Raw genomic sequence first — 24,605 nt, 5'->3', positions numbered from 1 at the left:
TATCAGAAAAATCGGGGCCTTTTGTCGCCCATGGAGATGATAGATTGTCCACGTATCGAGAATTTCGGGCCGAGGCCAAAAAGAAAAAACGGCGCCGCGCTTTTCAGCGCTGCTGCCTGATCCTGCTCATCGCCGTCCTGCTGGGCGGCCTGACCTGGTTCGTTGTCCAGCTTGCGGGCAGGGTCGGCACGGCGGAGAGCGCGCCGCCCGCGCCGTCTGTTTCGTCGCAGGCAGGGCAGTCCACGGCGGACGCCGGGGACCCGGCGCTGCCCTCCGGCACTGCCGCGCCGGGGTGGCAGGGGATCGGCCCCATCCAGCAGACCATCAACAATTTTCAGATCATCTCGCCGGACCGGCGCATGATCTCGCTGCCCGAGAACGGGCGGGTGGATCTGTCCTATTTTGACGACGCCACCTTTGTAGGCGATTCGATCACCACCGGCTGGAACGTTTACCGCGCCGCCGATGGGCTGCTGCCGAACGCCCGCGTGGTGGCCGAGATCAGCACCTCGCCCCCGGTGGGCGGCGTGCAGTGGGTGCACAATAAGAATGCCGCCGATGTCTACGACCCCATGCAGGCCATCGCCGACACGGTGCCCAAAAAGGTGTATGTGATGTTCGGCACCAACATGCTGGTCAACCAGAGCGAGGCCACTGAGGATAAGCTGATCAGCGATTACAGCGCTTTTATCGACGATCTGGGCACCCGCATCCCGGGCTGCGAGGTCTATATCCAGTCCATCCTCATCCCCACCGCTGCGGGCACGGCCTCCAAGCCGGGGCTGAACCCCGAGCGCATCAACCGGGTCAACGACCGGCTGGCGGCGCTGGCCTTTGAAAAGGGCTGCCACTATCTCAATGTGCAGGAATACCTTTGCCGGGACGGCGTGCTCAACTGGGACATCGCCGCCAAAGACGGCATCCACCTGAACACGGACGGCTATCGCGCCTGGCTGGACTACCTGGCCACCCACACGGCCTACAGTGCTGCAGCCAGCTATTTGGGAGGCACGCCCTATCCCGCCGCGCCGGCGCAGCAAACGCCTGCCGAAGCCCCGGCGGGGACGCCCGCCGAGACGCCGGTCCCGGAAACGTCCGGGGCCCCGGCCGCCTGAAATGAGAATTTCCGACCGCTTTCCCATCAGCCGGGAGAGCGGTTTTTTTGTCCGCCGCGCCCGGCAAAGACGGGCGCAGGCGCAGAAAACATTTTTTGCGGAGGAAAAAAAGAGCACGGAAAGAGCCCGGCTGCGTTGCCGGCCAAAGTTTCCACAAAATTTTCAAACTTTTCGCCGGGTATCCGCGTCTAGGAAGTGGTACAATTAAAACAAAACATTTTTCGGCTGGTGTCCCGGTCGTCCCGCAAAGATAGGGGCCAGGCCATAGAGATAAGATGTTTTTTATTGCGGAGCGATAAAAAATAGCCGGAGGCTATTTTTTAGTAGCCATGCGGCCTGTCCTCAGGCCGCGGCGAATCGAAATAAGATGTTTTTTATTGCGAAGCAATAAAAAATAGCCGGAGGCTATTTTTTAGTAGCCATGCGGCCTGTCCTCAGGCCGCGGCGAATCGAAATAAGATGTTTTTTATTGCGAAGCAATAAAAAATAGCCGCAAGGCTATTTTTTAGTAGCCGTGCGGCCTGTCCTCAGGCTGCGGCGAATCGAAATAAGTTGTTTTTTTGGCCAATGCCCCGGTCGTCCCGCAGAGGGCGGGGACAAGCCTTCAACGGAAGTCTTTTCGTGCGCAGCAAGAAAAACGGGATCTCCGTGCCGCGATCGCCCGGACGCGGCTGAAAAAATGGGCGCAGGCCGTCTTTTTTGCTGCTCTGCCGCAAAATGCGCAGAACGGCTTTTGCCGCGGAGGGCCTGCATTGCCCGAAGAAAAAATCGAAAACAGGGAAAAGGGGGCAGGACGGTATGGCGGACTATCGCGAACGCCGCGCAGTACAGCGGCGCAGACGGCTGCTGCGCCGGGTACGGGCCGCGGCGCTGATGCTGCTGGCGGCGGCGCTGCTGGCCGGCGGCGTCCTTGCCGCGGTCCATTTTTGGAACAATAAAGAGGCGGGCGGCGGTGCGGACAGCCTCCCGTCCTCTTCCGGCAGCGGGCAGGCGGCACTTTCCGGCCCGCAGCAGGGGGCGCAAGACACCGCGCAGACGGACGCGCTTTCCCGCTGGGAGGAGATGGCCTCCGCCGGGCGGACCATCAATAACTTTTCGCCGCTGACGCCCAGCCGCAGGCTTTACGCTTTGCCCCAAAACGGCCGGGTGGACCTGTCCTATTTTGACGACGCGGTCTTTGTGGGGGATTCCATCAGCACCGGCTGGAGCGTTTACAAGGACGCCGCCGGCATGCTGCCCAGCCCCAACGTGGTGGCGGAAAAAGGCGCGTCGCCCCCTGCAAACGGCAGCCAGTGGGCGCGCAACCAAAAATCGAGCGACCTTTACGACCCGCTGGAGGCGATCGTGGCCCTGTCGCCCAGAAAGATCTATATCATGCTGGGGGCCAACATGCTGGTGGCCGAGGGCGAGGGGGTAGAGGACAGGCTGGTGAGCAGCTACGGCATCTTTATCGATGACCTGCGCGCCCGTCTGCCGGGAGTAAAGATCTATCTGCAGTCCATCCTGCTGCCCACGGCGGAGTACAGCGCCGCGCACGCGGGCCTGACGCCTGAACGCATCGACCGGGTGAACGACCGGCTGGCCGCACTTTCCTTTGAAAAAAATTGCTATTATCTGGACCTCGAGGAATACCTGTGCAAAAATGGGGTGCGGAACTGGGACATCGCCCAGCCCGACGGGCTGCACATCAATACCGACGGCTATCGCGGCTGGCTGGAATATCTGGTCACCCACACCGCCTATGATCCCGCCAACCCCTACACCGAGGCGCCTCAGAGTTATTGAGCGGCAGGGCCCCCCGATTGACCCCTGGCCGAACTGTGTTATAATATGGAGTATTCCCGGCGTTTGCTTTCAGGAAAGTTCTGCGCCGGGCGCTGAAAGAAATGTCACGGAGTTGATATCCTTTGGATTACAGGGAGTATTACCGGGCGGATGCGAAGCGCCGCCGCCGCAGGCGCGGGTTCCAGCGCTTTTGCTTTTTTGCGCTTCTTCTGCTGTTGCTGCTGGGCCTTGCGGCCGTGATCACCTGGGTGATCGAAGCGGTGGGCGGCAAAGACGATCCCTCCGCCTCGCTGCCGGGGCAGAGCGTGTCCTCTTCCGCCGTTTCCTCACAGCCGGAGGAGAGCAGCTCCGGCGCTGTCCAGCAGGGCGCAGCCCTGCCTGAAAAGGGCCGGGTGGAGCTGTCCTACTTCACGGACGCCGCTTTTGTGGGCGACTCGATCACAGTGGGCTGGAACGATTACAAGGGCGCAGCCGCCCTGCCGGACACCAATGTGATCGCGGCCATCGGCGTCACCCCGCCGGTGAACGGCATCCAGTGGGCGGGCAGCGACGGCGCGATGTACGACCCGCTGCAGGCGGTCGCGGACGCCGCCCCGGCCAAGCTGTATCTGATGTTCGGCGCAAACAAACTGGTGGACCAGGGGGACGCGGCCGAGGATACGCTGCTGTCCAGCTATGCCTCCTTTATCGACGACCTGCGGGCAAAGCTGCCGCAGGCCAAGATCTATATCCAGTCGGTCCTGACCCCCACCGCGACGGGCACCGACGCGCACCCCGGCCTCAGCCCGGAGCGCATCGCCCGGGTGAACGGGCGGCTGCAGGCCCTGGCGGCGGAAAAGGGCTGCTATTATCTGGATCTGGAAGAGGCGCTCTGCCCGGAAGGTGTGCTCAGCGACGCTTATGCGTCGGGAGATGGGCTGCATTTGTCCAAAGAGGGCTATATGGCCTGGCTGGAATATCTGATCACCCATGCGGCATATGACCCTTCCAACCCCTATGTGGGCGGCATCGACCCAGGCCCCTGAACCACTGCGCGCGCTCCTGCGGCCGCCCCCCTTTGCGCCGCAAGGCCGGCGTACAGGGCGGACGGCAAAAATAAAAGCAACAAAGAGGCCCGGCTCTCAGCCGGGCCTCTTTGTCTTAAAATGCCTGTTCTGAATATGAAAGCGCCTGTTCCGGCGGCGGGGCGGCAGCCGCTTTTCAGGCGAGCTGGGCGATCCGGTCCTCCAGCACCTGGGTGATCAGCCGGTGCCCGGCCTCGTTGGGGTGGATGCCGTCCCCACAGAGCAGGCTGCGGTAGTCGTTGTGCGAGAGAAACGCGCCGCGCAGGTCCACGACCGGCACGTTCAGCGCCTGCGCGGTCTCTGCCGCCAAGTCGCTGTAGTGGGCCTGCCAGTCGTAGATGCGGCGCACCCCGCCCAAAAACTGCAGCAGTGCGTCTTTGGAGAGGCCGCGGGAGATCCAGTCAAAATAGCGCTGTTCATCCACCGGCGGCAGGCTGAACGCCACGGGCCGGCCGCCCGCGCGGCGCACCTGCTGCAGCAAAGCGCCGTATTCCGCGCAAAAACGCGCTGGGGGTGTGTTACAGTCATGGGGGGACAGCGGATCGGCGGCCACCTGCTGCCAGCGATAGTCGCAGTCATTGCCGCCGAACTCCACCACGGTGTAGTCGGCCCGGGCGGCGTCCTCCAGGTGCCGCTGCGCCACCCGGCTGCCCTTGGTGACCGTACAGCCAAAGCGGGAAAAATTTTCAACTGCAATGTGCCTGGCCTCAGCCACCAGCCGGGCAAAGCAGGAGCGGCTGTCCACATAGCGCTGTTTCGCTTCGTCCAGCACCACGCCGCGCGCCACGGAATCTCCAAAAATGCAGACAGACTCGATCATTTTTTATTACCTCGCATAATACAATATATAATATTATATGATGTAATTATTATTATGTCAATTAAGACGCGTTGTTATTCAAACTATTTACAATTTCCGCTGTCTCTGATAAAATAGGGCTGGACCTAAGACCAACAGAGGGAGGGGAAAGGCGTGAAAGAGGTGGAAGAGCTGAGCCGCCGCCTGTCTGAGTGGCGGCCCGCGCCCTATGACAGCCTGCCGGATCTGGACCTGTACAAGGATCAGGTGCTCAGCTATATGCAGCGCCAGCAGCTGCCCGGCGAGAGCGCGGACGAGCTGACCGGCGCCATGATCAACAATTATATCAAAAGCGGGGTGCTGCCCCGCCCGGCAGGCAAAAAATATCAGCGCCAGCATCTGGCGGCGCTCACCGCCATCTGCCAGCTCAAGCAGGTGCTCTCGGTGGCAGATGTCAGCGCGCTGCTGGCCTGCCAGCCGGACGCGTCGGACGCCGCGGCCTTTTACGGCCGCTATCTGCAGCAGCTGGACGAGGCGCTGCGCCGTGCCGCCGACACGCTGCCCGGGGCCGGGGAGGACGGCAGAGAAGCATTGGCGCGCTGCGCACTCACGCTGGCGGTGCAGAGTTATGCCGACCGCCTGGCCGCCCGCGAGCTGTTGGCCCTGCTGGAGCGCGCAGAACAGCCCGACACGGATGCGGCGCAGAGGGAAAAGACCGCCCCGGCGCCGAAGAAGTGAGACGCTGCGGCGGGAGCTGCCGCACGGACAGGGCAAGACGGTGCAAAGACGCTTTTTGAGAGGAACACGGCCCGGCAGAGCGGCGAAGCGGGCGAGCGGCCGGGGCGGACAGGCCCTGCGGCCGGCGGCGGGACAACTGCTTTTCGCCGGGCGGCCGCGGCCGGCGGGACACAAGCGGGCGGCTGTGCCGCGACCGGGAAAGTGCCGCCCGCACAGCGCCGTGCCCGGGACAAAAAATACGGCCGCCGCGCGCCGGAAAGCGCGGCCGCCCCGGTGGGATGCGGGAACCGCGCCTTTCGGGGCTCAGATGGGAGAATAGAGATGCGCGATTATGTGATCCTGACCGATTCCTCCTGCGACCTGCCCGCCGAGATGGGGCAGCAGCTGGAGGTCACCGTGCTGCCGCTCACTTTCCAGATCCAGGGCAAAGAGTACGCCAATTATCTGGACGGGCGCGAGATCGGCTTTCACGAGTTTTATGAGCTGATCCGCTCCGGGGAGCAGAGCGTCACCAGCGCCGTCAATATGGACAGCTGGATGGCGGGCATGCGCCCGCTGCTGGAAGAGGGCAAAGACCTGCTGGTGCTGGCCTTTTCCTCGGGTCTGTCCAACACCTACAACGCGGCGCAGCTGGCGGCAAAAGAGCTGAAAGGGCAGTATCCCGACCGCCGGATCTATGTGGTGGACACCCTCTCCGCCTCTCTGGGCGAGGGGCTGCTGGTCTATCTGGCGGTCGAAAAAAAGCGTCAGGGGCTTTCCCTCGAGGAGGTGCGCGACTTTGCCGAACAGACCAAGCTGCACCTCTGCCACTGGTTTACGGTGGACGACCTCAACCACCTCAAGCGCGGCGGGCGGGTCAGCCCCACCGTGGCGCTGGTGGGCACCATGCTGGGCATCAAGCCGGTCATGCACATGGACAACGAGGGCCATCTGATCAAGGTGGGCACGGCCAAAGGCCGCCCGGCCAGCCTGAAAGCGCTGGTGGACCGGATGGAAAAGCTGGCGGTGGAACCCCGCAGGCAGACCGTATTCATCAGCCACGGCGACTGCCCGGAGGACGCCGGCCGGGTGGCGGAGATGGTAAAAAAGCGGTTTGGCTGCAAGACGGTGATGCTCAACTATGTGGGCCCCGTCATCGGCGCCCATTCCGGCCCGGGCACCGTTGCGCTGTTCTTTCTGGGCAGGGAGCGGTAAAAAAAGAGAGAGAAAGGCCGCACGGCAGCAGCGCCGTGCGGCCTGTTTTTTTGCCGCGGGGCTGCGGGCCGCGCACAAAAGCTTGTCGAAAGCCGCTGCGGGATAAGAAGAGGAAAAGCAGCGCGCAGCGCCGCGGCCTGACAGGGCGGCGGCCGTCCTGTTTTTGGAAAGGAGCTCCCCGGCTTTTCCGGGCGGGCCGGGGCATCCATGTCGAAAGGCGCTGCAGCGCCGCAAAGGCGGCCCGGCGGCGGTCCCGGCAGAGGAGAAAACAGCCGCTGCAGCGGGCAGAGCCGCGCGGAGCGGCGCGCTCTGTTTCCCGAGCGGCCGGCCCCCCCGGAGCGCGCCGTTCACACCAGATCCGGCAGGCGGCAGAAGTCGCAGAGCTGGACGTAAAAAGCGGAGTAGCGGTCCAGCAGATAGTCCGCGCCGGTGCGCAGATGGGTGTCGGCGGCGTCCTTTGCCAGCGGGAGGGAGAGCGCAAAGCAGCTGCCCTCGCCGAAAACGCTTTCAACGGACAGCACGCCCCCCAGCCGCGCGGCCAGGGACTGGACAAACGCCAGGCCCAGCCCCGTGCCCGCGCCCCCGTCCCCGCCGGGGCCGGCGGAAAAGAACGGCTCACAGATGTGCGGCAGCACGTCCGGGCGGATGCCCGTGCCCTGGTCCCGTATCCGCAGCAGGGCGCGGCCGGGCAGGGCCGAGACCGACACGGCGATCTCGCCGCCGTCCTGAGAAAAACGCAGCGCGTTGTCCAGCAGCGCCCCCACCGCCAGCGACAGCAGCTCTGCCCCGCAGCTCACCGGCAGCTGGGTTTGCGGGCCTGTCCAGCGGATGGCGGGCAGGCCGGGCAGCAGCGCGCCGCGGGCGGCTTCACACAGCCCGCGCGCCACCGAGGAGAGATCGGCCGCCCGGCCGGGAAGCTGGCCGCCGGACAGCAGCGAGAGGCCGGACAGCAGGCAGACACTGTGCAGCAGCCGGTAGCAGCAGCGCTCCAGCTCCAGCAAGGGGGCAGGGTCTGCGGCGGCGTCCAGCTGCCGGGCCAGCAGCGGCAGCAGCGCAAAGGCCTCGGTGAGCGGACCGCGCAGCCGGGCGGGAAAGCCGCGCGGCAGGGCGGCGCAGCAGGGGGCGCAGAGAAAACCGTGGTAATTCCCCTCCGGGCCGGGCAGCAGCGCAAGTTCCAGCGCGCCGTCCCCCGGGCCGGGCAGCAGCAGGCTGACGCCGCGGCCGGCCCGCAGCAGCTCCCATGCGCCCGGGTGGGCGCGCAGCAGCTTCAGCGCCCCGCCCTGGCCGCAGAGCCCGGGGGCCAGCGCCTGTGCGGCGGGGTCGGCCCACAGCAGCTGCAGGCGGGGCGAAAAGATCAAGGGCGGACAGGCAAAAGCGCTGCGGGCCGCCGGTCCTTTGCTTTTGGGCGGATAAGACATCCGGGCTTCGCCGCCTTTCTTCCACAAAATAGCGGCGCGGGTGCCGCCGCCCATCCCCGGGCGGCAGGGCGGCCGGCGGGGAATGACGGCCGCTTTTCGGCAAAAAGAAAAAGGGTCCCGCCGCGCGCCGCGGGGCACGGGGCCCAGTCGTTATCCTGCCGCAAAAAAATGCCCATATCCCCGGGCCGCAAAAGAAAATATTCTGCGCTGTAAACGTTAAATTTTTGTCAACGGCCTTGTAGTTTTTTCAAAAGTAGTATAGAATAAGGTTAAATCCAAATCTTAAGGAGGATGTTGTTTATTATGGCAGTTAAAGTTGCGATTAATGGCTTTGGCCGGATCGGCCGCCTGGCGTTTCGTCAGATGTTCGAGGCCGACGGTTACGAGGTCGTCGCCATCAACGATCTGACCAGCCCCAAGATGCTGGCCCACCTGCTGAAGTATGATACCGCACAGGGCAGCTTCATGGGTCACATGGGCGAGAACAAGCACACCGTCGAGGCCGGCGAGGATTACATCGTGGTCGACGGCAAGAAGATCGTCATCTATGCGAAAGCGAATGCGGCCGAGCTGCCCTGGGGCGAGATCGGCGTGGACGTCGTGCTCGAGTGCACCGGCTTCTACACCAGCAAAGCCAAGGCGCAGGCCCACATTGAAGCCGGCGCCAAAAAGGTCGTCATCTCCGCGCCCGCGGGCAACGACCTGCCCACCATCGTTTACAGCGTCAACGAGAACACCCTCACCAAAGAGGACACCGTCATCTCCGCCGCCTCCTGCACCACCAACTGCCTGGCCCCGATGGCGGATACCCTGAACAAGGCTTATCCCATCGTTTCCGGCATCATGACCACCGTACATGCCTACACCGGCGACCAGATGATCCTGGACGGCCCGCAGCGCAAGGGCGACCTGCGCCGTGCCCGCGCCGGCGCGCAGAACATCGTGCCCAACAGCACCGGCGCCGCCAAGGCCATCGGCCTGGTCATCCCCGAGCTGAACGGCAAGCTGATCGGTTCTGCCCAGCGCGTGCCCGTGCCCACCGGCTCCACCACCATCCTCGTGGCTGTCGTCAAGGGCAAGGATGTCAGCAAAGACTCCATCAATGCCGCCATGAAAGCCGCCGCCTCCGAGAGCTTTGGCTACAACGAGGAGGAGATCGTCTCTTCCGACGTCATCGGCATGCGCTATGGCAGCCTGTTTGACGCCACCCAGACCATGGTCACCAAGATCGACGACGACACCTATCAGGTGCAGGTCGTGTCCTGGTACGACAACGAGAACAGCTACACCAGCCAGATGGTGCGCACCATCAAATATTTCGCCGAGCTGTAATCGCTTTTACAAGCGCAACTGTCTTTCGCCCCGCAGAGCCCCGCAGGCCCTGCGGGGCTTTTTGCGCGCCTGCGGCCGCGTTGGCATTGTTTACGCCGGCGAGATTTTCCCGCCCATTTTTGTTCATAATTAGATGATACACTAATAGCGGGCCGGCGGTGTGTCCACCTTTTCAGGCGGCGGAGAGCGGGGGAAAAAACTTTTCCGCGCGGCCGGGTCCGGTTTCTATCACCACAGGCAAGGGGCGGTTTCATGCATAAAAAAATGTTGCTCATCTACAATCCGGTGGCGGGCAAGGCCACGGTGCCGGGCAAGCTCTCTTTCATCATCGAGAGCTTTTCCAGCGCGGGCTTCGAGGTCACGGTGCATCCCATCCAGCCCGGCAGCGGGGCGGAGGAGGTGCTGGCCGCGCGCGGCGGCGCCTATGACCTGGTGGTCTGCTGCGGCGGGGACGGCACCCTGAACCACACGGTGAACGGCCTGATGCAGATGGAGCGCCCGCCTGTGTTCGGCTACCTGCCCAGCGGCTCCACCAACGATTTTGCGCGCTCGCTGGGGCTGCCGCAGAAGATCGAAGACGGCTGTGCCGCCATTGTGGAGGGGAGCCCTTTCTTTTACGATATCGGGGCTTTCAACGACCGCTACTTCAACTACGTGGCCGCTTTCGGCGCTTTTACCGACGTGTCCTATCTGACGGCGCAGAACGACAAGAATGCCCTGGGGCATTTGGCTTACCTGATCGAGGGCGTCAAACGGCTGCCCATCGGCCAGCACTTTCCCGCAAAAGTGGAGTGCGGCGGCGAGAGCTGGGTGGGAGACTACCTCTATGTGGCGGTGAGCAACTCCACTTCGGTGGGCGGCATCCAGCTGGGCAGGCCGGAGGAAGTCAGGCTGGACGACGGCAAATTCGAGGTGCTGCTCATCAAAGCCCCCGCCAACGTGGCCGAGACCAGCGCCATCGCCGGGAAGCTGCTCACCCGGGAGTTTGACGGCGATTTTGTGCGGCTGATCCGCACCGACAGCATCCGCTTTACCTTTACTGAAAATACCGCATGGACGCTGGACGGCGAGTTCGGCGGCGAAGTGCGGGAGGCGGATATCCGCGTCTGTCCGCGGGCGCTGGGGATTTTGAAAAAGCAGGTGTGACGGGCGCTGCGGCGGGGCCGGGAATGAAAAAACGGGACGCCGCCTTGAAAGAGCCGGGGGATAAAAGTGCTCTCCGGGAGATGCGGGCCGCGGGACCGGCCGCGGCAGCTGAAACAGCGGGAGACAGGCGCGGAGGCCGCGCCCTGTACCCGCGCGGGCCCCGTGGGAGAAAGGGCTCTCTGGTGCGCCGGACATCCCGAGAATAAAAAAAGGGAAGCTTGAAAGCTTCCCTTTTTTTATTTTTGAAAGAGGAACCGGCTGCGGCGGCCCGAAAAAGTTTCCGCTGCAGGACAGGGGAAAGCAGATCTTTCACAGAGACGCTGATGCGCGGGCAAAACACGAGCCGCACGGGCAGCGGGAATGCGGGATGCGGGCGCAGAGTGTCCGGCTGTCCCCTTGAGACGCGCTCTGCTGAAAGGGCTTTGCAGCTCACCGCTTGACCGGCCCTCCCGGCTGTGTGCCCTGATGATCGAGGGCGCAGGGAGCGGTGAAAGGAAAAACTGCTTTTGGCGGGCAGCCGGACCGCAAAGACAAGCTTTCTCCCGGACGGGAGTTGGGGGAGATGGAGGGCATCCGGCTTGTCCGAAAAAAGCGGGACAGAGGGCCAAAAGGGGGCAAGCCGCACCCGCAACTTTTAAAAGAACGCCAAGGGGGCGCTGCGGACGCCCAGAGCAGTCCGCCGGCCGGGGCGGGAAAACTCTTTACCGCCGCCGCAGCGCCGCGTAGGCGGCGGCCAGCTGTACGGCTGTGCCGGCGCACAGGGACAGGCTGTCGGCCGGCGGTACCTGTGATGCGGACGGCAGAAGCGCCAGCAGGCCCCCGGGCAGGCCCAGGTCCCATTTGCTGGCCATGACCCGGGCGGCCTCCGGCGGGGCGGAGGCGCAGAGGTGCAGCGGCCGGGCGGCGTCGGGAAGCGCAGGGAAGTCACCGCCGCCCAGACCGATCAGCGGCACCCCGCAGGAGGCGAGATAAGCCAGACAGCGGCCGGGGTCAAAAAGATGCGAAAAACCGGCGCAGACCACGGCCACCGGCGTATGGGCTAGGGCATGCAGATCGGCCGGGACCTCTGCGGTCTCCGCGCCGGGCTGTTCGGGCTCCCCCAGCAGGGGGACTGCCAGCACGGGGATGCCCGCCATGGCGGCGGCGAGCAGGGCCGATGAGACGGCGGCGGGGGCGTCCGCAGAGGAAGCGAGCAGGATGGGCAGGGAGGCGCGGCCCGCGGGCTGCGCCTGCCGTTTTTCCAGCGCGTCCAGTTCGCCGGGGTCCGCGCCGATGCGCAGTTTGCCCCCCAGTACGGCGATGACGGCGGGGACGCCGCCGGCGTCCCGCACGGCCCTGCCGGCGGCAGCCAGAGCCGCCGCCCAGCCCCCCGCCAGCGGGGCGCTGGGGAAAGCGGTCACCGGCTTGCCGCAGGCAATGGCGCGTTCCACCTCGGGCGCGACCGAAAGATAACGCATCGGATTCATTTTAAGACACCCCTTTCCGGCAGCCGCCGGCGGCTTGAGAGCAAAAAGAACGGGAAAAAAGGAGAAAAGACCTCTGCGATCATTTTAGTCAATCCCGACGCAAAAAACAAGCGGGCCAGAGATATGCGGCGGGGGGACGGCACAAAAGCGCCCGCGCGCTCTTGGCGCGCCGGGGAAAGGAGCGCCGCGGGGGAGAACGGAGGAAATCGCGAAAGGCGGAACGCTTCCGGCGGACCGGCCGGGAAAGGGTGCGCAGAAAATTCTGGGGCGCAGCGCTGTTCCGCAATCGGGGGCCCCGGGCGCCCGAAAGGGTAGGCAAAACAGGCGGACGCAGCCCTGGACAGAGCGCCTTGCGGCGCTGCCCCCCGCTGTGCGGAGCGGGTTTCGCGTTCCGGCTTCGGGCTTGAGAATTCCCTGCCGGGCGCGGAAAGGGCGCGGCGGCGCTGTTTTCTCTGCTGTGAAGCAGTGCGGGCGGAAACCGGCTGCCCCGGGTTCCGCCGTGCAGAACGGGATCGCCGGTCCATTCCCCCCAGTCCCACGGCGATCCGCCCTTTTTTCGCGCTTTCTCTCAAGTGGGGGAGGCGGGAGCGGCGCGGCGCTGACGGATGCGCCCCGGCGGAGAAAGGCGAGGCGAGCTTTCGGCCGCGGGCTTTGCGGCGGCCATGCATAAACCGGGGGCGGGGGGCCAACAATAGGGATAAACCGGGGCCGGGACGGCCCGGAAAAACGGCGCTCAGCGCAAAAAAACAGCCGTGCGGCGGGGTCGAACCCAGGGCCGGTCGCGGCGCGAAAGGAACAGAAGATGGACAAGAAAAACAAATTTTCCTCGATGTGGAAGGGCAAGGGCTTTTACATCGCGCTGGGGGTCTGTGTCTTTGCTGCGGTCATTTCCAGCGCGCTGGCCATCAACAACATGATGGGCAAACTGGAGGCGCAAAATCCCGCGGGCAGCGCCGCGGCAAGCGAGAGTGGGGTGAACGATCCGTGGGAGCAGGGAGAAGAAGTCGGCAAAACCGAGAGCAAGGTGCCCGTATTGCCGGGCTCGTCGTCACAGCAGCAGAGTGCTGCGTCATCGGGCTCTGCCTCTGGCGCTGCGCAAGAAGCGCCGCAAGAACCCGCAGATGGGCAGCCTGTGCAAGAGGGCTCATTCAGCTTGCCGGTGGACGGTAAGGTGAGCGCCGCCTACAGCGGAGACGAGCTGGTCTACAATAACACGCTCGCTGACTGGCGCACCCACAACGGCATCGACATCTCCGCCGCCGCGGGCGCGCAGGTCAAAGCGGCCATGGCCGGCACCGTAGCCAGGGTGACGGAGGACGATATGTGGGGCAATGTGGTAGAGGTCGTCAGCGGCGATCTGACGCTGCGCTACTGCGGCCTTGCAGAGGACGCGGCGGTCAAAGAGGGCGACACCGTCTCGCTGGGCCAGCAGCTGGGCCTTTTGGCCGAGGTGCCCGCTGAAGTGGCGGAGGAACCGCATCTGCATCTGGAAGTGCTGCGCGGCGAGGCCACCATCAACCCGGAAGAGATCATGAAATAATCGGCATCGGCACTGCAAAAGCCCTGAAAAGCGCGGAAGAACGCTTTTCAGGGCTTTTTGGCGTGGGCCTCCCTTGCGCGCGGGGACCGTTCCGTGGTAAAATAGCCGGGTAAGTCCTTTTTGGTGGGCAGATTCCAGCCTGTGGTACACGCGCAGAGCGGAGCGCCGCCGCTTGTGGCCGATCGCCCGGCTGCCGCTTCGGCGGCAGGGACAGGCGTCGGGATAAATTGATTTTGATGGTGCAGCCACAAAAAACAGCCGCTCATCGCTGCTGCGGCGGGAGGCGGTGCCGAAAGCCTGCCGCGGGCAGACGCTTTTCCGCTCCGCTGCGCTCCCTGCTGAAACCGGCCGCCTGGCGCCGCAGGGGGCGGGCAGGCGCGAAAAAGAGCCGGACGCGGGCATGTGGATGCCGTTTTGCTGCGCGCAGAAAATAAATAGTTTGCCTTTTTGGACGCCTCGTTGGGGCAGCGGACGGCCGGCTGAAAGCACCGGCCGGCGCGCGGGTGCGGCGGGGCCTGATTTTGATTTTTTGGAGGAACGGATTTGTTAACAGTCAGCGATGTGAGCCTGCAATTTGACGGGACCGATCTATTCAAGCATGTGGACCTGAAGTTCACCGACGGCAACTGCTACGGCATTATCGGCGCCAATGGGGCTGGCAAAAGCACCCTGCTGCGGGTGCTGTCCGGCGACCTGGAACCCACCACCGGCAGTGTGTCCATGAGCCCGGGCACCCGCATGAGCGTGCTGCAGCAGGATCACTTTAAATTTGATGAGTATTCTGTGATGGATACCGTCATCATGGGAAACCGCCGTTTATATGACGTGCGCTGTGAAAAAGACGCTCTTTACATGAAAGAGGACTTTTCAGAGGCGGACGGCGAGCGGGCGGCCGAGCTGGAGGGCGAGTTTGCCGAGCTGGGCGGCTGGGACGCGGAGACCGAGGCGGCCCAGCTGCTGAACGGGCTGGGCATCCCCACGGACCGGCACGACGCGCAGATGTCCAGCCTGGACGGCCGCGGCAAGGTAAAGGTGCTGCTGGCCCAGGCCCTGTTCGGGCAGCCCAACATCGTGCTGCTGGACGAGCCCACCAACTACCTGGACATCGAGTCCATCGACTGGCTGGAGGAGTTCCTCATCGACTATCCCTATACGGTGCTGGTGGTCAGCCACGACCGTCACTTTCTCAATGCGGTCTGTACCCACACGGTGGATATCGACTACAACCAGGTGCGCATGTACGCGGGCAACTATGATTTCTGGTATGAGTCGTCCCGGCTGATGCAGCAGCTCATCCGCAACCAGAACAAGAAAAAAGAGGAAAAGATCCGCGAACTGCAGTCCTTTATTCAGCGCTTTTCCGCCAATAAATCAAAGTCCAAACAGGCGACCAGCCGCAAAAAGGTGCTGGAGTCGATCCAGCTGGAGGAGATGCCGGCCTCCAGCCGCAAGTATCCTTTTGTGGGCTTTTCCATGGAGCGGGAGCTGGGCAAGGACATCCTGTTCGTGGAGGGCGTCTCCAAAACGGTGGATGGGGTCAAGGTGCTGGACAACGTCTCGTTCAGCGTCGGCAGGGGCGAAAAAATCGCCTTTATCGGGGACAACGAGGCGGGCCAGACAGCCCTGTTCCAGATCCTGGCCGGGGAGCTGGAGCCGGATGCGGGCAGCTTCAAGTGGGGGGTGTCCACCAGCCGCAGCTATTTTCCAAAGGACAACTCCGCCTTTTTCAACGACTGTGACCTGAACCTGGTGGAGTGGCTGCGCCAGTTCTCCACCGATACCACCGAGACCTACCTGCGCGGTTTTTTGGGGCGGATGCTTTTTTCCGGCGATGAGGTCTACAAACCGGTAAAGGTGCTCTCCGGCGGCGAAAAGGTGCGCTGCATGCTCTCCCGCATGATGCTGGGAAGCGCCAACGTGCTGCTGCTGGACCAGCCCACCAACCACCTGGACCTGGAAAGCATCACGGCGGTCAACAACGGGCTGTCCGATTTTGGCGGCAACGTCTTTTTTTCAAGCCATGATCACCAGTTCATCGACACAGTGGCTACCCGCATCATCGAACTGCGCACCGAGAGCGAGGGCGGCGGCTGTATCGACCGCGCCGGCAGCTACGATGAATTTTTAGAGTACAAGGCAAAGCTGAAAGAGCGGGAAGAATTGATCTGAAAGCGCACAAAAGGCGCGGCGGAAGCCGCGCCTTTTGTTTTGGTGGGGAGGGCAGCGTGCAGAGCGCGGCACGCAGGAAAAATAAAACCGCAGCTGCCGGTCTTTTGATCCGGCGGCCGCGGTTTTGCCGTGTACTGCATAAGGGGGCAACGCGGTGTTCAAGTGTGTTCGATCAGGCTTTCCGGTCATCGGAACGTGGCGACGATGACCCCGACAATGATGATCGCCACACCCGCCCAGCGGTTGGCGGGGACTTCTGATTCCCAGAAAGTGATATTTCATGCGGTTCCCTGTTGCGCGCTCACATATAGTGACACAGGGGGATAGATAAGAGACACAGATAACCGCAGAGGCTGCCGCCCAGAAAAAGGTAGACAAGGACAAGCGCGAAGCGATACCCACCATTCTCGGTGCACGGCGGGCAGCGCCAGAAGAGGAGGCCACAGCGCGATCAGACCTGCAAAGCCGTCTTTGAGTGCCCGCGGCCGAAGCGCTGTCCCTGGGTTAGAAGATATACACCGCAAGATAGGTCAGCGCCGAAACATCAGGAGGCCGCAGAAAAAACGGCCTGTTTCATCGGGACACAGCAGCCCTTGCGGTCCAGGAGGCGAAGCGGATAAGCTGCGCTGAGGAAATGCGCCCCAACGGAAAAAAGCCGATGAAAGGTTTTCAAATTTTAGTGTTCAGCGGCTCAAAAAAGCCAGGAAAAATTGTTGCAGTACATTGACTTGGAGAACAGCGACAAAACTGCAAATTCCTGCCCGCAGGAAACTGGAAAGTTTTTGGGAGAGCTTTTCCTGACCTAAAGCGCAAAGAAGAGTTAAGGGCAACGCACTGTGATAAAAATATCGGCCCAATAGTACGTCGACTCGGGAGGTAAGTGTTCCGAAAATCAAGACGGTTAGATTTCCGGCCACGGCTAACGCTGCAAAAAGAAAAATGACGCTGCGCCGCCCTTCCTTGGATTCCTCAAACCGTCCTTTCAGCAAACGGATTCCGTAAAGGAAAGTCGGGAAAGAGAGGGCCAGAAGTGCGAGAAATGCAAGAAAGCCGCTGGACCGCAGCAAAAGAAGAATCCAGCCGTTTGCTGCGGCTTCAGTGGGATAAAAATAAGAAGAAAGAAAAGACATCAGCCCAGGTAGAAGCCGGACAGGGGCTGCGCTGGGATTTACCAGCGGCAGTACATAGGAAAGATGTTGGGCGGTCCCGGTAAAAGCGCCATAAAGATACCAATTGTAACAGAACCACGGTATAAGGGCAAGCAAAACCGCGGCAAGGCAGGGAAAAAACAGTTTGCCCTTTCGCAGAGAAAGCAAGATGCAGAGCAGAGGGGCAAGCAGAAATAAGGCAGTGATTTTTGTAAGGCAGGAAAGCGAGATGAAAAGCACAGAGAGGATCAGGCTGCGGAAAGAACTATGGTAAAAAAGAAAATTTATCATAAAAAAGAGAGCCGCGGTGCTGAATAAAACGGCAAGAGCCTCGTTGCTGACAGTAGAAAAACGCACCAATGTCCCGGGGGTAGCCCAAAACAAGAGAAGCAGCGCCAAATCTCTTGCGGGGCGAATAGAAATCACCTGTTCCCGCTCCAGCAGGCGCAGGACACATAAAGTAAGGTACACGCATCCCCACCAAAGCAGGAAACTAAAGCCTCTTAAAAGGAAAATACGGGTCAATTTATCGGAAATAGGAAGGCATAAAAGGGAACAGACCCAATAATAGACAGGGGGCTGGACTGCCTCGTAATAAGCGGGATCTATGTTCATGTTGGGCAGATGACCAGAGGCCAGAATATAGTGTATGTTATAGTAATGTGCAGCTTCATCCACAACGGAAAAAATATCGCCGGTTGAAATATAAACGAGACAAAATGCGGAGATAAGAACAATTAAGCAGAAATAAGCGCGGGTGTCGTTCGCGGAAAAATAGCAAAGCGCCAGAAAAAGCATCGCGGCATAAAACACGGCGGTAACGGATTCTCCCCGCAAGCCGGTTCGGTAAAGAAGCAGCCCCGTGCAAAGAAGTGCAGCGGCGGCGAAAAAGCAAAGGAAAAAAGTCCAAAACTGGCTGCGTTTTGACGATGGGAACAAAGAACAACACCGCTCTCTGTAATTTTTGAATTAAGTATACCTGCCTTTGACAGATATGACAAGAGCGGCACCCCCCCTTTTGCCAACGCTTGGAAAATAAAAAAGCTTTGGCAAATTGCACCTCGCCCAGCGTCAAATCCGACAACGAAGTTTGTTAAATTTTTGCAAAATTAGACAGTTCACCAAAACTGCAACAACCTGTTTAATTTTTAACAATCCCCCTTGAAAGCGGCCCCCCATTGTGATATATTTAACATGTACCAGGAGGGGGAACGCCCCCTCCCACCCGAGAGCAACAGAGACAGGGCAGACCGGAAAAAGGTAACATCAAAAATGGAGGGAACCAATTATGTCTAAGGAAATCGTACTCGTGGGCGCCTGCCGCACCGCCATCGGCAAGATGGGCGGGGCGCTGTCCAACGTCCCCGCCGAGCAGCTCGGCGCCATCGTGATGAAAGAAGCCATGAACCGGGCCGGCATCGCCCCGGAGCAGGTTGACGAAGTGCTTTTCGGCAATGTGCTCACCGCGGCCATGGGCCAGAACCCCGCCCGCCAGGCTGCCGTCCACGCCGGCATCCCCTACAGCGTGCCCGCCCTGACCATCAACAACGTCTGCGGCAGCGGCCTGAAGACCGTCAATATGGCAGCCGCCCTGATCGAGGCCGGCGAGGCCGACGTGGTCATGGCCGGCGGCATGGAGAATATGTCCATGGCCCCCTACGCGCTGACCAAAGCCCGTTTCGGCTACCGCATGAACAACTCCACCATGGTCGACACCATGGTCAACGACGCTCTGTGGGATGCGTTCAATGATTATCACATGGGCATCACCGCCGAGAACGTGGCGGAGGAGTACGGCATCACCCGCGAGATGCAGGACGAATTTGCCGCCTGGAGCCAGCAGAAATGCGAGGCTGCCCGCAAAGCCGGCAAGTTTGACGACGAGATCGTCGGCGTGCCTGTGAAAGTGAAAAAAGAGACCGTCATCTTCAATAAGGACGAGGGCCCCCGCGACGGCGTGACCGCCGAGGGCATCGCCAAGCTGCGCCCGGCGTTCCGCGCCGACGGCAGTGTGACCGCGGCCAACGCCTCCGGCATCAACGACGGCGCCGCCGCCATCATCGTCATGAGCGCTGAGAAAGCCAAAGAGCTGGGCGTCAAGCCGATGGCCCGCTGGGTTGGCGGCACTTCCGGCGGCGTGGATCCCTCGGTCATGGGCGTGGGCCCCGCCACCTCCACCAAGAAGCTGTTTGAAAAGACCGGCCTGCGCATCAACCAGATGGACCTGATCGAGGCCAACGAGGCGTTCGCGGCCCAGAGCCTGGCTGTGGGCAAGCTGCTCAACTGGGACGCCGAAAGGGTCAACGTCAACGGCGGCGCCATCGCGCTGGGCCACCCGGTAGGCGCTTCCGGCTGCCGCATTCTGGTGACCCTGCTCTATGAAATGCAGAAGCGCGGCTCCAAATACGGCCTGGCCACCCTGTGCGTCGGCGGCGGCATGGGCGTCTCCACCATCGTCGAGGGCATCAAATAAGAACGCCTTTTGGGCGCAACCTGAAACGAGAAGGAGAGTCGTAACATGAGCTTTGTGAAAGTGGAACAGAAAGAGGGCTACGCCGTCCTCACCATCGACCGCGAAAAGGCGCTCAACGCCCTCAACAGCGAGGTGCTGGGCGACCTGGAAGCTGCGGTGGACGCGCTGGACCTGAACGCCGTGCGCGCCCTGATCATCACCGGGGCGGGCAGCAAAAGCTTTGTCGCGGGCGCGGACATCGGCGAGATGAGCGGCCTGACCAAAGCGGAGGGCGAGGCTTTCGGCAAAAAGGGCAACGACGTTTTCCGCAAGATCGAGAGCCTGCCCATCCCCGTCATCGCCGCGGTGAACGGCTTTGCGCTGGGCGGCGGCTGCGAGCTGTCCCTGGCCTGCGACATCCGCATCGCCAGCGAGAACGCCCGCTTCGGCCAGCCCGAGGTCGGCCTGGGCATCACCCCGGGCTTTGGCGGCACCCAGCGCCTGGCGCGCACCATCGGTGTGGGCAAGGCCAAAGAGCTGCTCTACACCTGCGCGCAGGTCAAGGCTCCCGAGGCGCTTTCCCTGGGCCTTGTAAACGCTGTTTATCCCATTGACGAGCTGCTGCCCGCCGCCGAGAAAATGGCCGCTGCCATTGCCGCCAACGCGCCCATTGCGGTGCGCGCCACCAAAAAGGCGGTCAACGACGGCTTGCAGGTAGGCATCGACGAGGCCATCGTCATTGAGGAAAAGCTGTTCGGCAGCTGCTTTGAGAGCGCCGACCAGAAAGAGGGCATGGCCGCTTTCCTTGAGCGCCGCCCGCACGCTCCTTACCAGAACCAATAAGAACGGACCGGCGCGGGCGGGCGACTGTCCGCGCTGGCCGTGCTTTGTCCGGCAAAGACCGCACAGGTTTTACATATGCTTTGCATTCCAGTGAGAGGGGATACCGGCGCCGCAGGCGGCAGCGCCCGGACCGGTACCGCCCAGGATCAGGATGATCAGAAAAATTAGGAGGCTGTCAACATGAAAGTTGGTATTATTGGCGCCGGCACCATGGGTTCCGGTATCGCGCAGGCTTTTGCACAGGCCGGCAACGAAGTTTGCCTTTGCGACATCAAGGCGGAGTGGGCCGAGGGCGGCAAGGCGAAGATCGCCAAAGGCCTGGCGGGCCGCGTTGCGAAAGGCAAGATGGAGCAGGCTGACGCCGACGCCATCACCGCCCGCATCAGCACCGGCACCAACGAGATCGTAAAGGACTGCGATCTGGTGGTCGAGGCGGCCCTGGAAAAGATGGACCTGAAAAAAGAGCTGTTCAAGCAGCTGGACGAGATCTGCAAGCCCGAGTGCATCCTCGCCTCCAACACCTCTTCTCTGTCCATCACCGAGATCGGCAACGGCCTGTCCCGCCCGGTCGTCGGCATGCACTTCTTCAACCCGGCCCCGGTCATGAAACTGGTCGAGGTCATCGCGGGCGAGAACACCCCCGACGAGACCGTGGCCAAGATCGTTGAGATCAGCGAGTCCATCGGCAAGACCCCCGTGCAGGTGAAAGAGGCCGCCGGCTTTGTCGTCAACCGCATCCTCATCCCGATGATCAACGAGGCCATCGGCATCTACGCCGAGGGCGTCGCCTCCGTCGAGGGCATCGACACCGCCATGAAGCTGGGCGCCAACCACCCGATGGGCCCCCTGGCCCTGGGCGACCTGGTGGGCCTGGACATCGTGCTGGCCATCATGGAAGTGCTGCAGAGCGAGACCGGCGACCCGAAATACCGTCCGCACCCGCTGCTTCGCAAGATGGTGCGCGCCGGCAAGCTGGGCCGCAAGACCGGCATCGGCTTCTACGATTACCGCAAATAAGGAAAGAAACACAGCACAAAGGACGGAGCATCTCCGCCCTTTTGTGCTTCGCTGTGACATCCGGATATTGGAGGAGAATACAAGATGGACTTTGTACTGAGCAAAGAACATGAGATGGCGCGCACCCTGTTCCGGGAGTTCGCCGAAAAGGAAGTCAAGCCCCTCGCCGCAGAGATCGACGAGACCGAGCGCTTCCCCACCGAGACCGTCGACAAGCTGAAAAAGTACGGCTTTTTGGGCATCCCGTTCCCGAAAGAAGTGGGCGGCCAGGGCTGCGACACCCTCACCTATGTGATGTGCGTGGAGGAGCTTTCCAAGGTCTGCGCCACCACCGGCGTCATCGTGTCCGCCCACACCTCGCTGGGCACGGACCCCATCAAAAAGTTCGGCACCCCGCTGCAGCAGGAAAAATATCTGAAAAAGCTGGCCTCGGGCGAGTATCTGGGCGCTTTCGGCCTCACCGAGCCGGGCGCCGGCACCGACGCTTCCGGCCAGCAGACCAAAGCGGTGCTGGACGGCGACCACTATGTGCTCAACGGCAGCAAGATCTTTATCACCAACGGCGGCCAGGCCGACACTTACATCATTTTTGCGATGACCGACAAGTCCAAGGGCACCAAGGGCATCTCGGCGTTCATCGTGGAAAAGGATTTCCCCGGCTTCTCGATCGGCAAAAAGGAGGACAAACTGGGCATCCGCGCCTCCTCCACCACCGAGCTGATCTTTGAAAACTGCATTGTGCCCAAGGAGAACCTGCTGGGCGCCGAGGGCAAGGGCTTCGGCATCGCCATGCAGACCCTGGACGGCGGCCGCATCGGCATCGCCGCGCAGGCGCTGGGCATTGCCGAGGGCGCGCTGGACGAGGCGAAAAAATACGTCAACGAGCGCAAGCAGTTCGGCCGTCCCATCTCGAAGTTCCAGAACACCCAGTTCGTCTTTGCGGATCTGGCCACCAAGGTGGAGGCCGCCAAGATGCTGGTGTACAAGGCTGCGATGGCAAAAGACACCCAGAAGCGTTTCAGCGTCGAGGCCGCGATGGCGAAGCTGTTCGCCGCCGAGACCGCGATGGAGGTCACCACCAAGGTGGTGCAGATGTTCGGCGGCTACGGCTACACCCGCGACTACCCGGTAGAGCGCATGATGCGCGATGCCAAGATCACCGAGATCTACGAGGGCACCAGCGAAGTGCAGCGCATGGTCATTGCCGGCAGTCTGCTGTAACGAGAGGGAAGGAGAGTCTATACCATGAACATCGTAGTTTGCATCAAGCAAGTTCCCGATACCAACGAGGTCAAGATCGACCCCGTGACCGGCACCCTGATCCGCGACGGCATCCCCAGCATCATGAACCCGGACGACAAGGCCGGCCTGGAGGCCGCCCTGCGCATCAAAGAGCAGAACGGCGCCCATATCGCCGTCGTCTCGATGGGCCCGCCCCAGGCGGACGCCGTGCTGCGCGAGGCTCTGGCCATGGGCGCGGACGAGGGGTACCTCATCACCGACCGCGCCTTTGGCGGCGCGGATACCTGGGCCACCTCCAGCACCATCGCCTCGGCGATCGAAAAGCTGCCCTATGACCTGATCATCACCGGCCGGCAGGCCATCGACGGCGACACCGCCCAGGTGGGCCCGCAGATCGCCGAGCATCTGGGCCTGGCGAATATCAGCTATGCCGAGGACATCAAGGTCGAGGGCGACTATGTGATCGTCAAGCGTCAGTTCGAGGACCGCTATCACGTCCTCAAGGCGAAAATGCCCTGCCTGATCACCGCTCTGTCTGAGCTCAACGAGCCGCGCTACATGACCCCGGGCGGCATCTTTGACGCCTACCGCGAGGGGGACGTCAAGACCTTTACCCGCCCCGACCTGGCCGTCTCCGACGATAATATCGGCCTCAAGGGCAGCCCCACCCGCGTCTTCAAGTCTTTTACCAAGGCGCTCAAGGCCGCCGGCACCAAGGTCCAGCTGGACCCGCAGGAGTCCGCCGACTATATCGTTGAAAAGCTCAAAGAAAAATTCATTATCTGACAGAACGCGGTGACGCGCCGCGCGCCGGCGGGCCCGTGCCCGCATCGCGCCCGGCGTGACCGGCACAATTCCGAGAAAGGAATGATCATTCAAATGAATCTTCAGGATTATAAAGGTGTATTCGTCTTTGTGCAGCAGGTCGACGGCAAGGTCACAAACGTTTCCTACGAGCTGATCGGCAAGGCGAAAGAACTGGCCGCCGACCTCGGCACCGAGGTCACCGCCGTGCTGCTGGGCCACCAGGTGGATGGCCTGTGCAAGCCGCTGGCCGAGTATGGCGCCGACCGGATCATCAAGATCGACGACAAGCTGCTGGAGACCTATATGACCGAGCCCTATGCGTACTGCATGGCTGAGACCATCAAAAAATACAAGCCCGAAGCCGTCCTGGTCGGCGCGACCGCCATCGGACGCGACGTGGGCCCCCGCATCTCCGCCCGCGTGCACACCGGCCTGACCGCCGACTGCACCGGCCTTGCCGTGGACCCGGAGAGCGGGAACCTGCAGATGACCCGCCCGGCCTTTGGCGGCAACATCATGGCGACCATCATCTGCCCGGAGCATCGTCCCCAGATGGCGACCGTGCGCCCCGGCGTGATGAAAAAACTGCCCCGCGAAGAGGGCCGCACCTGCCCCGTGGAGGAGTTTGTCCCCGCCGACCTGGACCAGCACATAAATGTGGAGATCCTCGAAGTGGTCAAGACCGCTGCTGCGAAGATGGATATCCAGGACGCGAAGATCCTGGTCTCCGGCGGCCGCGGCATGTGCAGCGCCGAGAACTTCCATCTGCTGCAGGAGCTGGCCGACGTGCTCGGCGGTACCGTGAGCTGCAGCCGCGCGGCAGTGGACGCGGGCTGGGCTGAAAAGGATATGCAGGTTGGCCAGACCGGCAAGACCGTGCGCCCGAACCTGTACATCGCCTGCGGCATTTCCGGCGCCATCCAGCATCTGGCCGGTATGGAGGATTCCGACGTGATCGTGGCCATCAACAAGGATGAGACCGCCCCGATCTTTGAAGTTGCGGACTACGGCATCGTGGGCGACGCGCTGCAGATCGTGCCGCTGCTGACCGAGGCCCTCAAGCGCGAGATCGTCGCCAAGGCCTGAGCGCGTTTTCAGCTGTGCCGCAGCGGAAGCGAAGAGGGAAACTCTCTCTTCGCAGCGCCGCAATGGCCTGGGGGAATGCACAGCATTCCCGCATGGATGCGCACTATAACTGCAGCGGAAAGGAAAGTCTTCTCGCCGCAGTGCCGCAAATGCGTGGGAGAATGCGCAGCATTCTCGCATGGATGCGTACTATAACTATAGCGAAGAGGAAAACTTTTTCGCCGCAGCGCCGCAAATGCGTGGG

The 24,605-nt window shown here is 62.1% G+C and carries 19 protein-coding genes and 1 pseudogene; 16 read left to right on the top strand and 4 right to left on the bottom strand.

The features are described from left to right. The first annotated feature begins 44 nt into the window (after positions 1–44). From H8S23_RS03865 to H8S23_RS03855, 3 genes are all read left to right on the top strand, one after another. A complete protein-coding gene (locus H8S23_RS03865; protein WP_186886974.1) occupies positions 45–1,115 on the top strand; it encodes a GDSL-type esterase/lipase family protein in 1,071 nt (356 codons plus the stop codon). 798 nt (positions 1,116–1,913) lie between these two features. Next, positions 1,914–2,900, top strand: a complete 987-nt coding sequence (locus H8S23_RS03860) for a GDSL-type esterase/lipase family protein (protein WP_186886973.1) — start codon at positions 1,914–1,916, stop codon at positions 2,898–2,900. A gap of 122 nt (positions 2,901–3,022) precedes the next feature. Further along, on the top strand, positions 3,023–3,925 hold the full coding sequence (locus H8S23_RS03855; RefSeq protein ID WP_186886972.1) for a GDSL-type esterase/lipase family protein: 903 nt from the start codon (positions 3,023–3,025) through the stop codon (positions 3,923–3,925). Positions 3,926–4,100: 175 nt separating this feature from the next. On the opposite strand, the gene H8S23_RS03850 is transcribed toward H8S23_RS03855, so the two are convergent. Further along, entirely contained in the window at positions 4,101–4,784 is a 684-nt protein-coding gene (locus tag H8S23_RS03850; RefSeq protein ID WP_186886971.1) for an SGNH/GDSL hydrolase family protein, read from the bottom strand. Between the two features lie 153 nt (positions 4,785–4,937). Here H8S23_RS03850 and H8S23_RS03845 point away from each other — a divergent pair, with 153 nt between their 5' ends. Both H8S23_RS03845 and H8S23_RS03840 read left to right on the top strand, forming a co-directional pair. Then, positions 4,938–5,501 (top strand): DUF1836 domain-containing protein, encoded by a 564-nt coding sequence (locus tag H8S23_RS03845; RefSeq protein ID WP_186886970.1) that lies wholly within the window; start codon positions 4,938–4,940, stop codon positions 5,499–5,501. Positions 5,502–5,822: 321 nt separating this feature from the next. Then, a complete protein-coding gene (locus H8S23_RS03840) occupies positions 5,823–6,695 on the top strand; it encodes a DegV family protein (RefSeq protein WP_186886969.1) in 873 nt (290 codons plus the stop codon). A 347-nt stretch (positions 6,696–7,042) separates the two neighbouring features. Here H8S23_RS03840 and H8S23_RS03835 read toward each other — a convergent pair whose 3' ends face one another. Next, a complete protein-coding gene (locus tag H8S23_RS03835) occupies positions 7,043–8,113 on the bottom strand; it encodes a sensor histidine kinase (protein ID WP_186886968.1) in 1,071 nt (356 codons plus the stop codon). A 303-nt stretch (positions 8,114–8,416) separates the two neighbouring features. Here H8S23_RS03835 and gap point away from each other — a divergent pair, with 303 nt between their 5' ends. Next, positions 8,417–9,445 (top strand): type I glyceraldehyde-3-phosphate dehydrogenase, encoded by a 1,029-nt coding sequence (gene gap, locus H8S23_RS03830; RefSeq protein ID WP_186886967.1) that lies wholly within the window; start codon positions 8,417–8,419, stop codon positions 9,443–9,445. Positions 9,446–9,697: 252 nt separating this feature from the next. Further along, the gene (locus H8S23_RS03825; RefSeq protein ID WP_186886966.1) at positions 9,698–10,591 is read left to right on the top strand and encodes a diacylglycerol/lipid kinase family protein; all 894 of its coding nucleotides are present in this window, start codon (positions 9,698–9,700) and stop codon (positions 10,589–10,591) included. Positions 10,592–11,292: 701 nt separating this feature from the next. Here H8S23_RS03825 and H8S23_RS03820 read toward each other — a convergent pair. Beyond that, entirely contained in the window at positions 11,293–12,057 is a 765-nt protein-coding gene (locus tag H8S23_RS03820) for a pseudouridine-5'-phosphate glycosidase (RefSeq protein WP_186886965.1), read from the bottom strand. Between the two features lie 802 nt (positions 12,058–12,859). Here H8S23_RS03820 and H8S23_RS03815 point away from each other — a divergent pair. The 3 genes and pseudogenes from H8S23_RS03815 (at position 12,860) to H8S23_RS03810 (ending at position 15,766) form a co-directional block, all read left to right on the top strand. Next, on the top strand, positions 12,860–13,597 hold the full coding sequence (locus tag H8S23_RS03815; protein WP_186886964.1) for a M23 family metallopeptidase: 738 nt from the start codon (positions 12,860–12,862) through the stop codon (positions 13,595–13,597). Positions 13,598–14,158: 561 nt separating this feature from the next. Beyond that, positions 14,159–14,680 (top strand): annotated as a pseudogene (locus H8S23_RS14230) (ATP-binding cassette domain-containing protein); the annotation flags it as partial. Next, entirely contained in the window at positions 14,669–15,766 is a 1,098-nt protein-coding gene (locus H8S23_RS03810; RefSeq protein ID WP_423717499.1) for an ABC-F family ATP-binding cassette domain-containing protein, read from the top strand. The pseudogene H8S23_RS14230 and the gene H8S23_RS03810, both read left to right, overlap by 12 nt. 683 nt (positions 15,767–16,449) lie before the next feature. On the opposite strand, the gene H8S23_RS03805 is transcribed toward H8S23_RS03810, so the two are convergent. Beyond that, positions 16,450–17,853 carry a hypothetical protein gene (locus H8S23_RS03805; RefSeq protein WP_186886962.1) on the bottom strand — a complete coding sequence of 468 codons (1,404 nt, stop codon included), beginning with the start codon at positions 17,851–17,853 and terminating at the stop codon, positions 16,450–16,452. Positions 17,854–18,202: 349 nt separating this feature from the next. On the opposite strand from H8S23_RS03805, the gene H8S23_RS03800 reads away from it, so the two are divergent. The 6 genes from H8S23_RS03800 to H8S23_RS03775 all read left to right on the top strand — a co-directional run bounded on the left by H8S23_RS03800 (position 18,203) and on the right by H8S23_RS03775 (position 24,361). Then, a complete protein-coding gene (locus H8S23_RS03800; RefSeq protein WP_186886961.1) occupies positions 18,203–19,387 on the top strand; it encodes an acetyl-CoA C-acetyltransferase in 1,185 nt (394 codons plus the stop codon). 45 nt (positions 19,388–19,432) lie between these two features. Then, complete coding sequence (locus H8S23_RS03795; RefSeq protein WP_186886960.1) at positions 19,433–20,209, top strand: enoyl-CoA hydratase-related protein; 777 nt, start codon at positions 19,433–19,435, stop codon at positions 20,207–20,209. 180 nt (positions 20,210–20,389) lie between these two features. Beyond that, the gene (locus H8S23_RS03790; RefSeq protein ID WP_186886959.1) at positions 20,390–21,226 is read left to right on the top strand and encodes a 3-hydroxyacyl-CoA dehydrogenase family protein; all 837 of its coding nucleotides are present in this window, start codon (positions 20,390–20,392) and stop codon (positions 21,224–21,226) included. An 84-nt stretch (positions 21,227–21,310) separates the two neighbouring features. Next, positions 21,311–22,447 carry an acyl-CoA dehydrogenase gene (locus tag H8S23_RS03785; RefSeq protein WP_186886958.1) on the top strand — a complete coding sequence of 379 codons (1,137 nt, stop codon included), beginning with the start codon at positions 21,311–21,313 and terminating at the stop codon, positions 22,445–22,447. Between the two features lie 24 nt (positions 22,448–22,471). Further along, positions 22,472–23,254: an electron transfer flavoprotein subunit beta/FixA family protein gene (locus H8S23_RS03780; RefSeq protein ID WP_186886957.1), complete on the top strand. Its 783-nt coding sequence runs from the start codon at positions 22,472–22,474 to the stop codon at positions 23,252–23,254. A 93-nt stretch (positions 23,255–23,347) separates the two neighbouring features. Further along, positions 23,348–24,361: an electron transfer flavoprotein subunit alpha/FixB family protein gene (locus H8S23_RS03775; protein WP_186886956.1), complete on the top strand. Its 1,014-nt coding sequence runs from the start codon at positions 23,348–23,350 to the stop codon at positions 24,359–24,361. The last annotated feature ends 244 nt before the right edge of the window (positions 24,362–24,605 follow it).

This window comes from Anaerofilum hominis, from assembly GCF_014287275.1.
GTDB lineage: Bacteria > Bacillota > Clostridia > Oscillospirales > Ruminococcaceae > Pygmaiobacter > Pygmaiobacter hominis.
The sequence above is the reverse complement of the archived record's forward strand: the minus strand, read 5'-3'. Positions and strand labels throughout refer to the sequence as shown.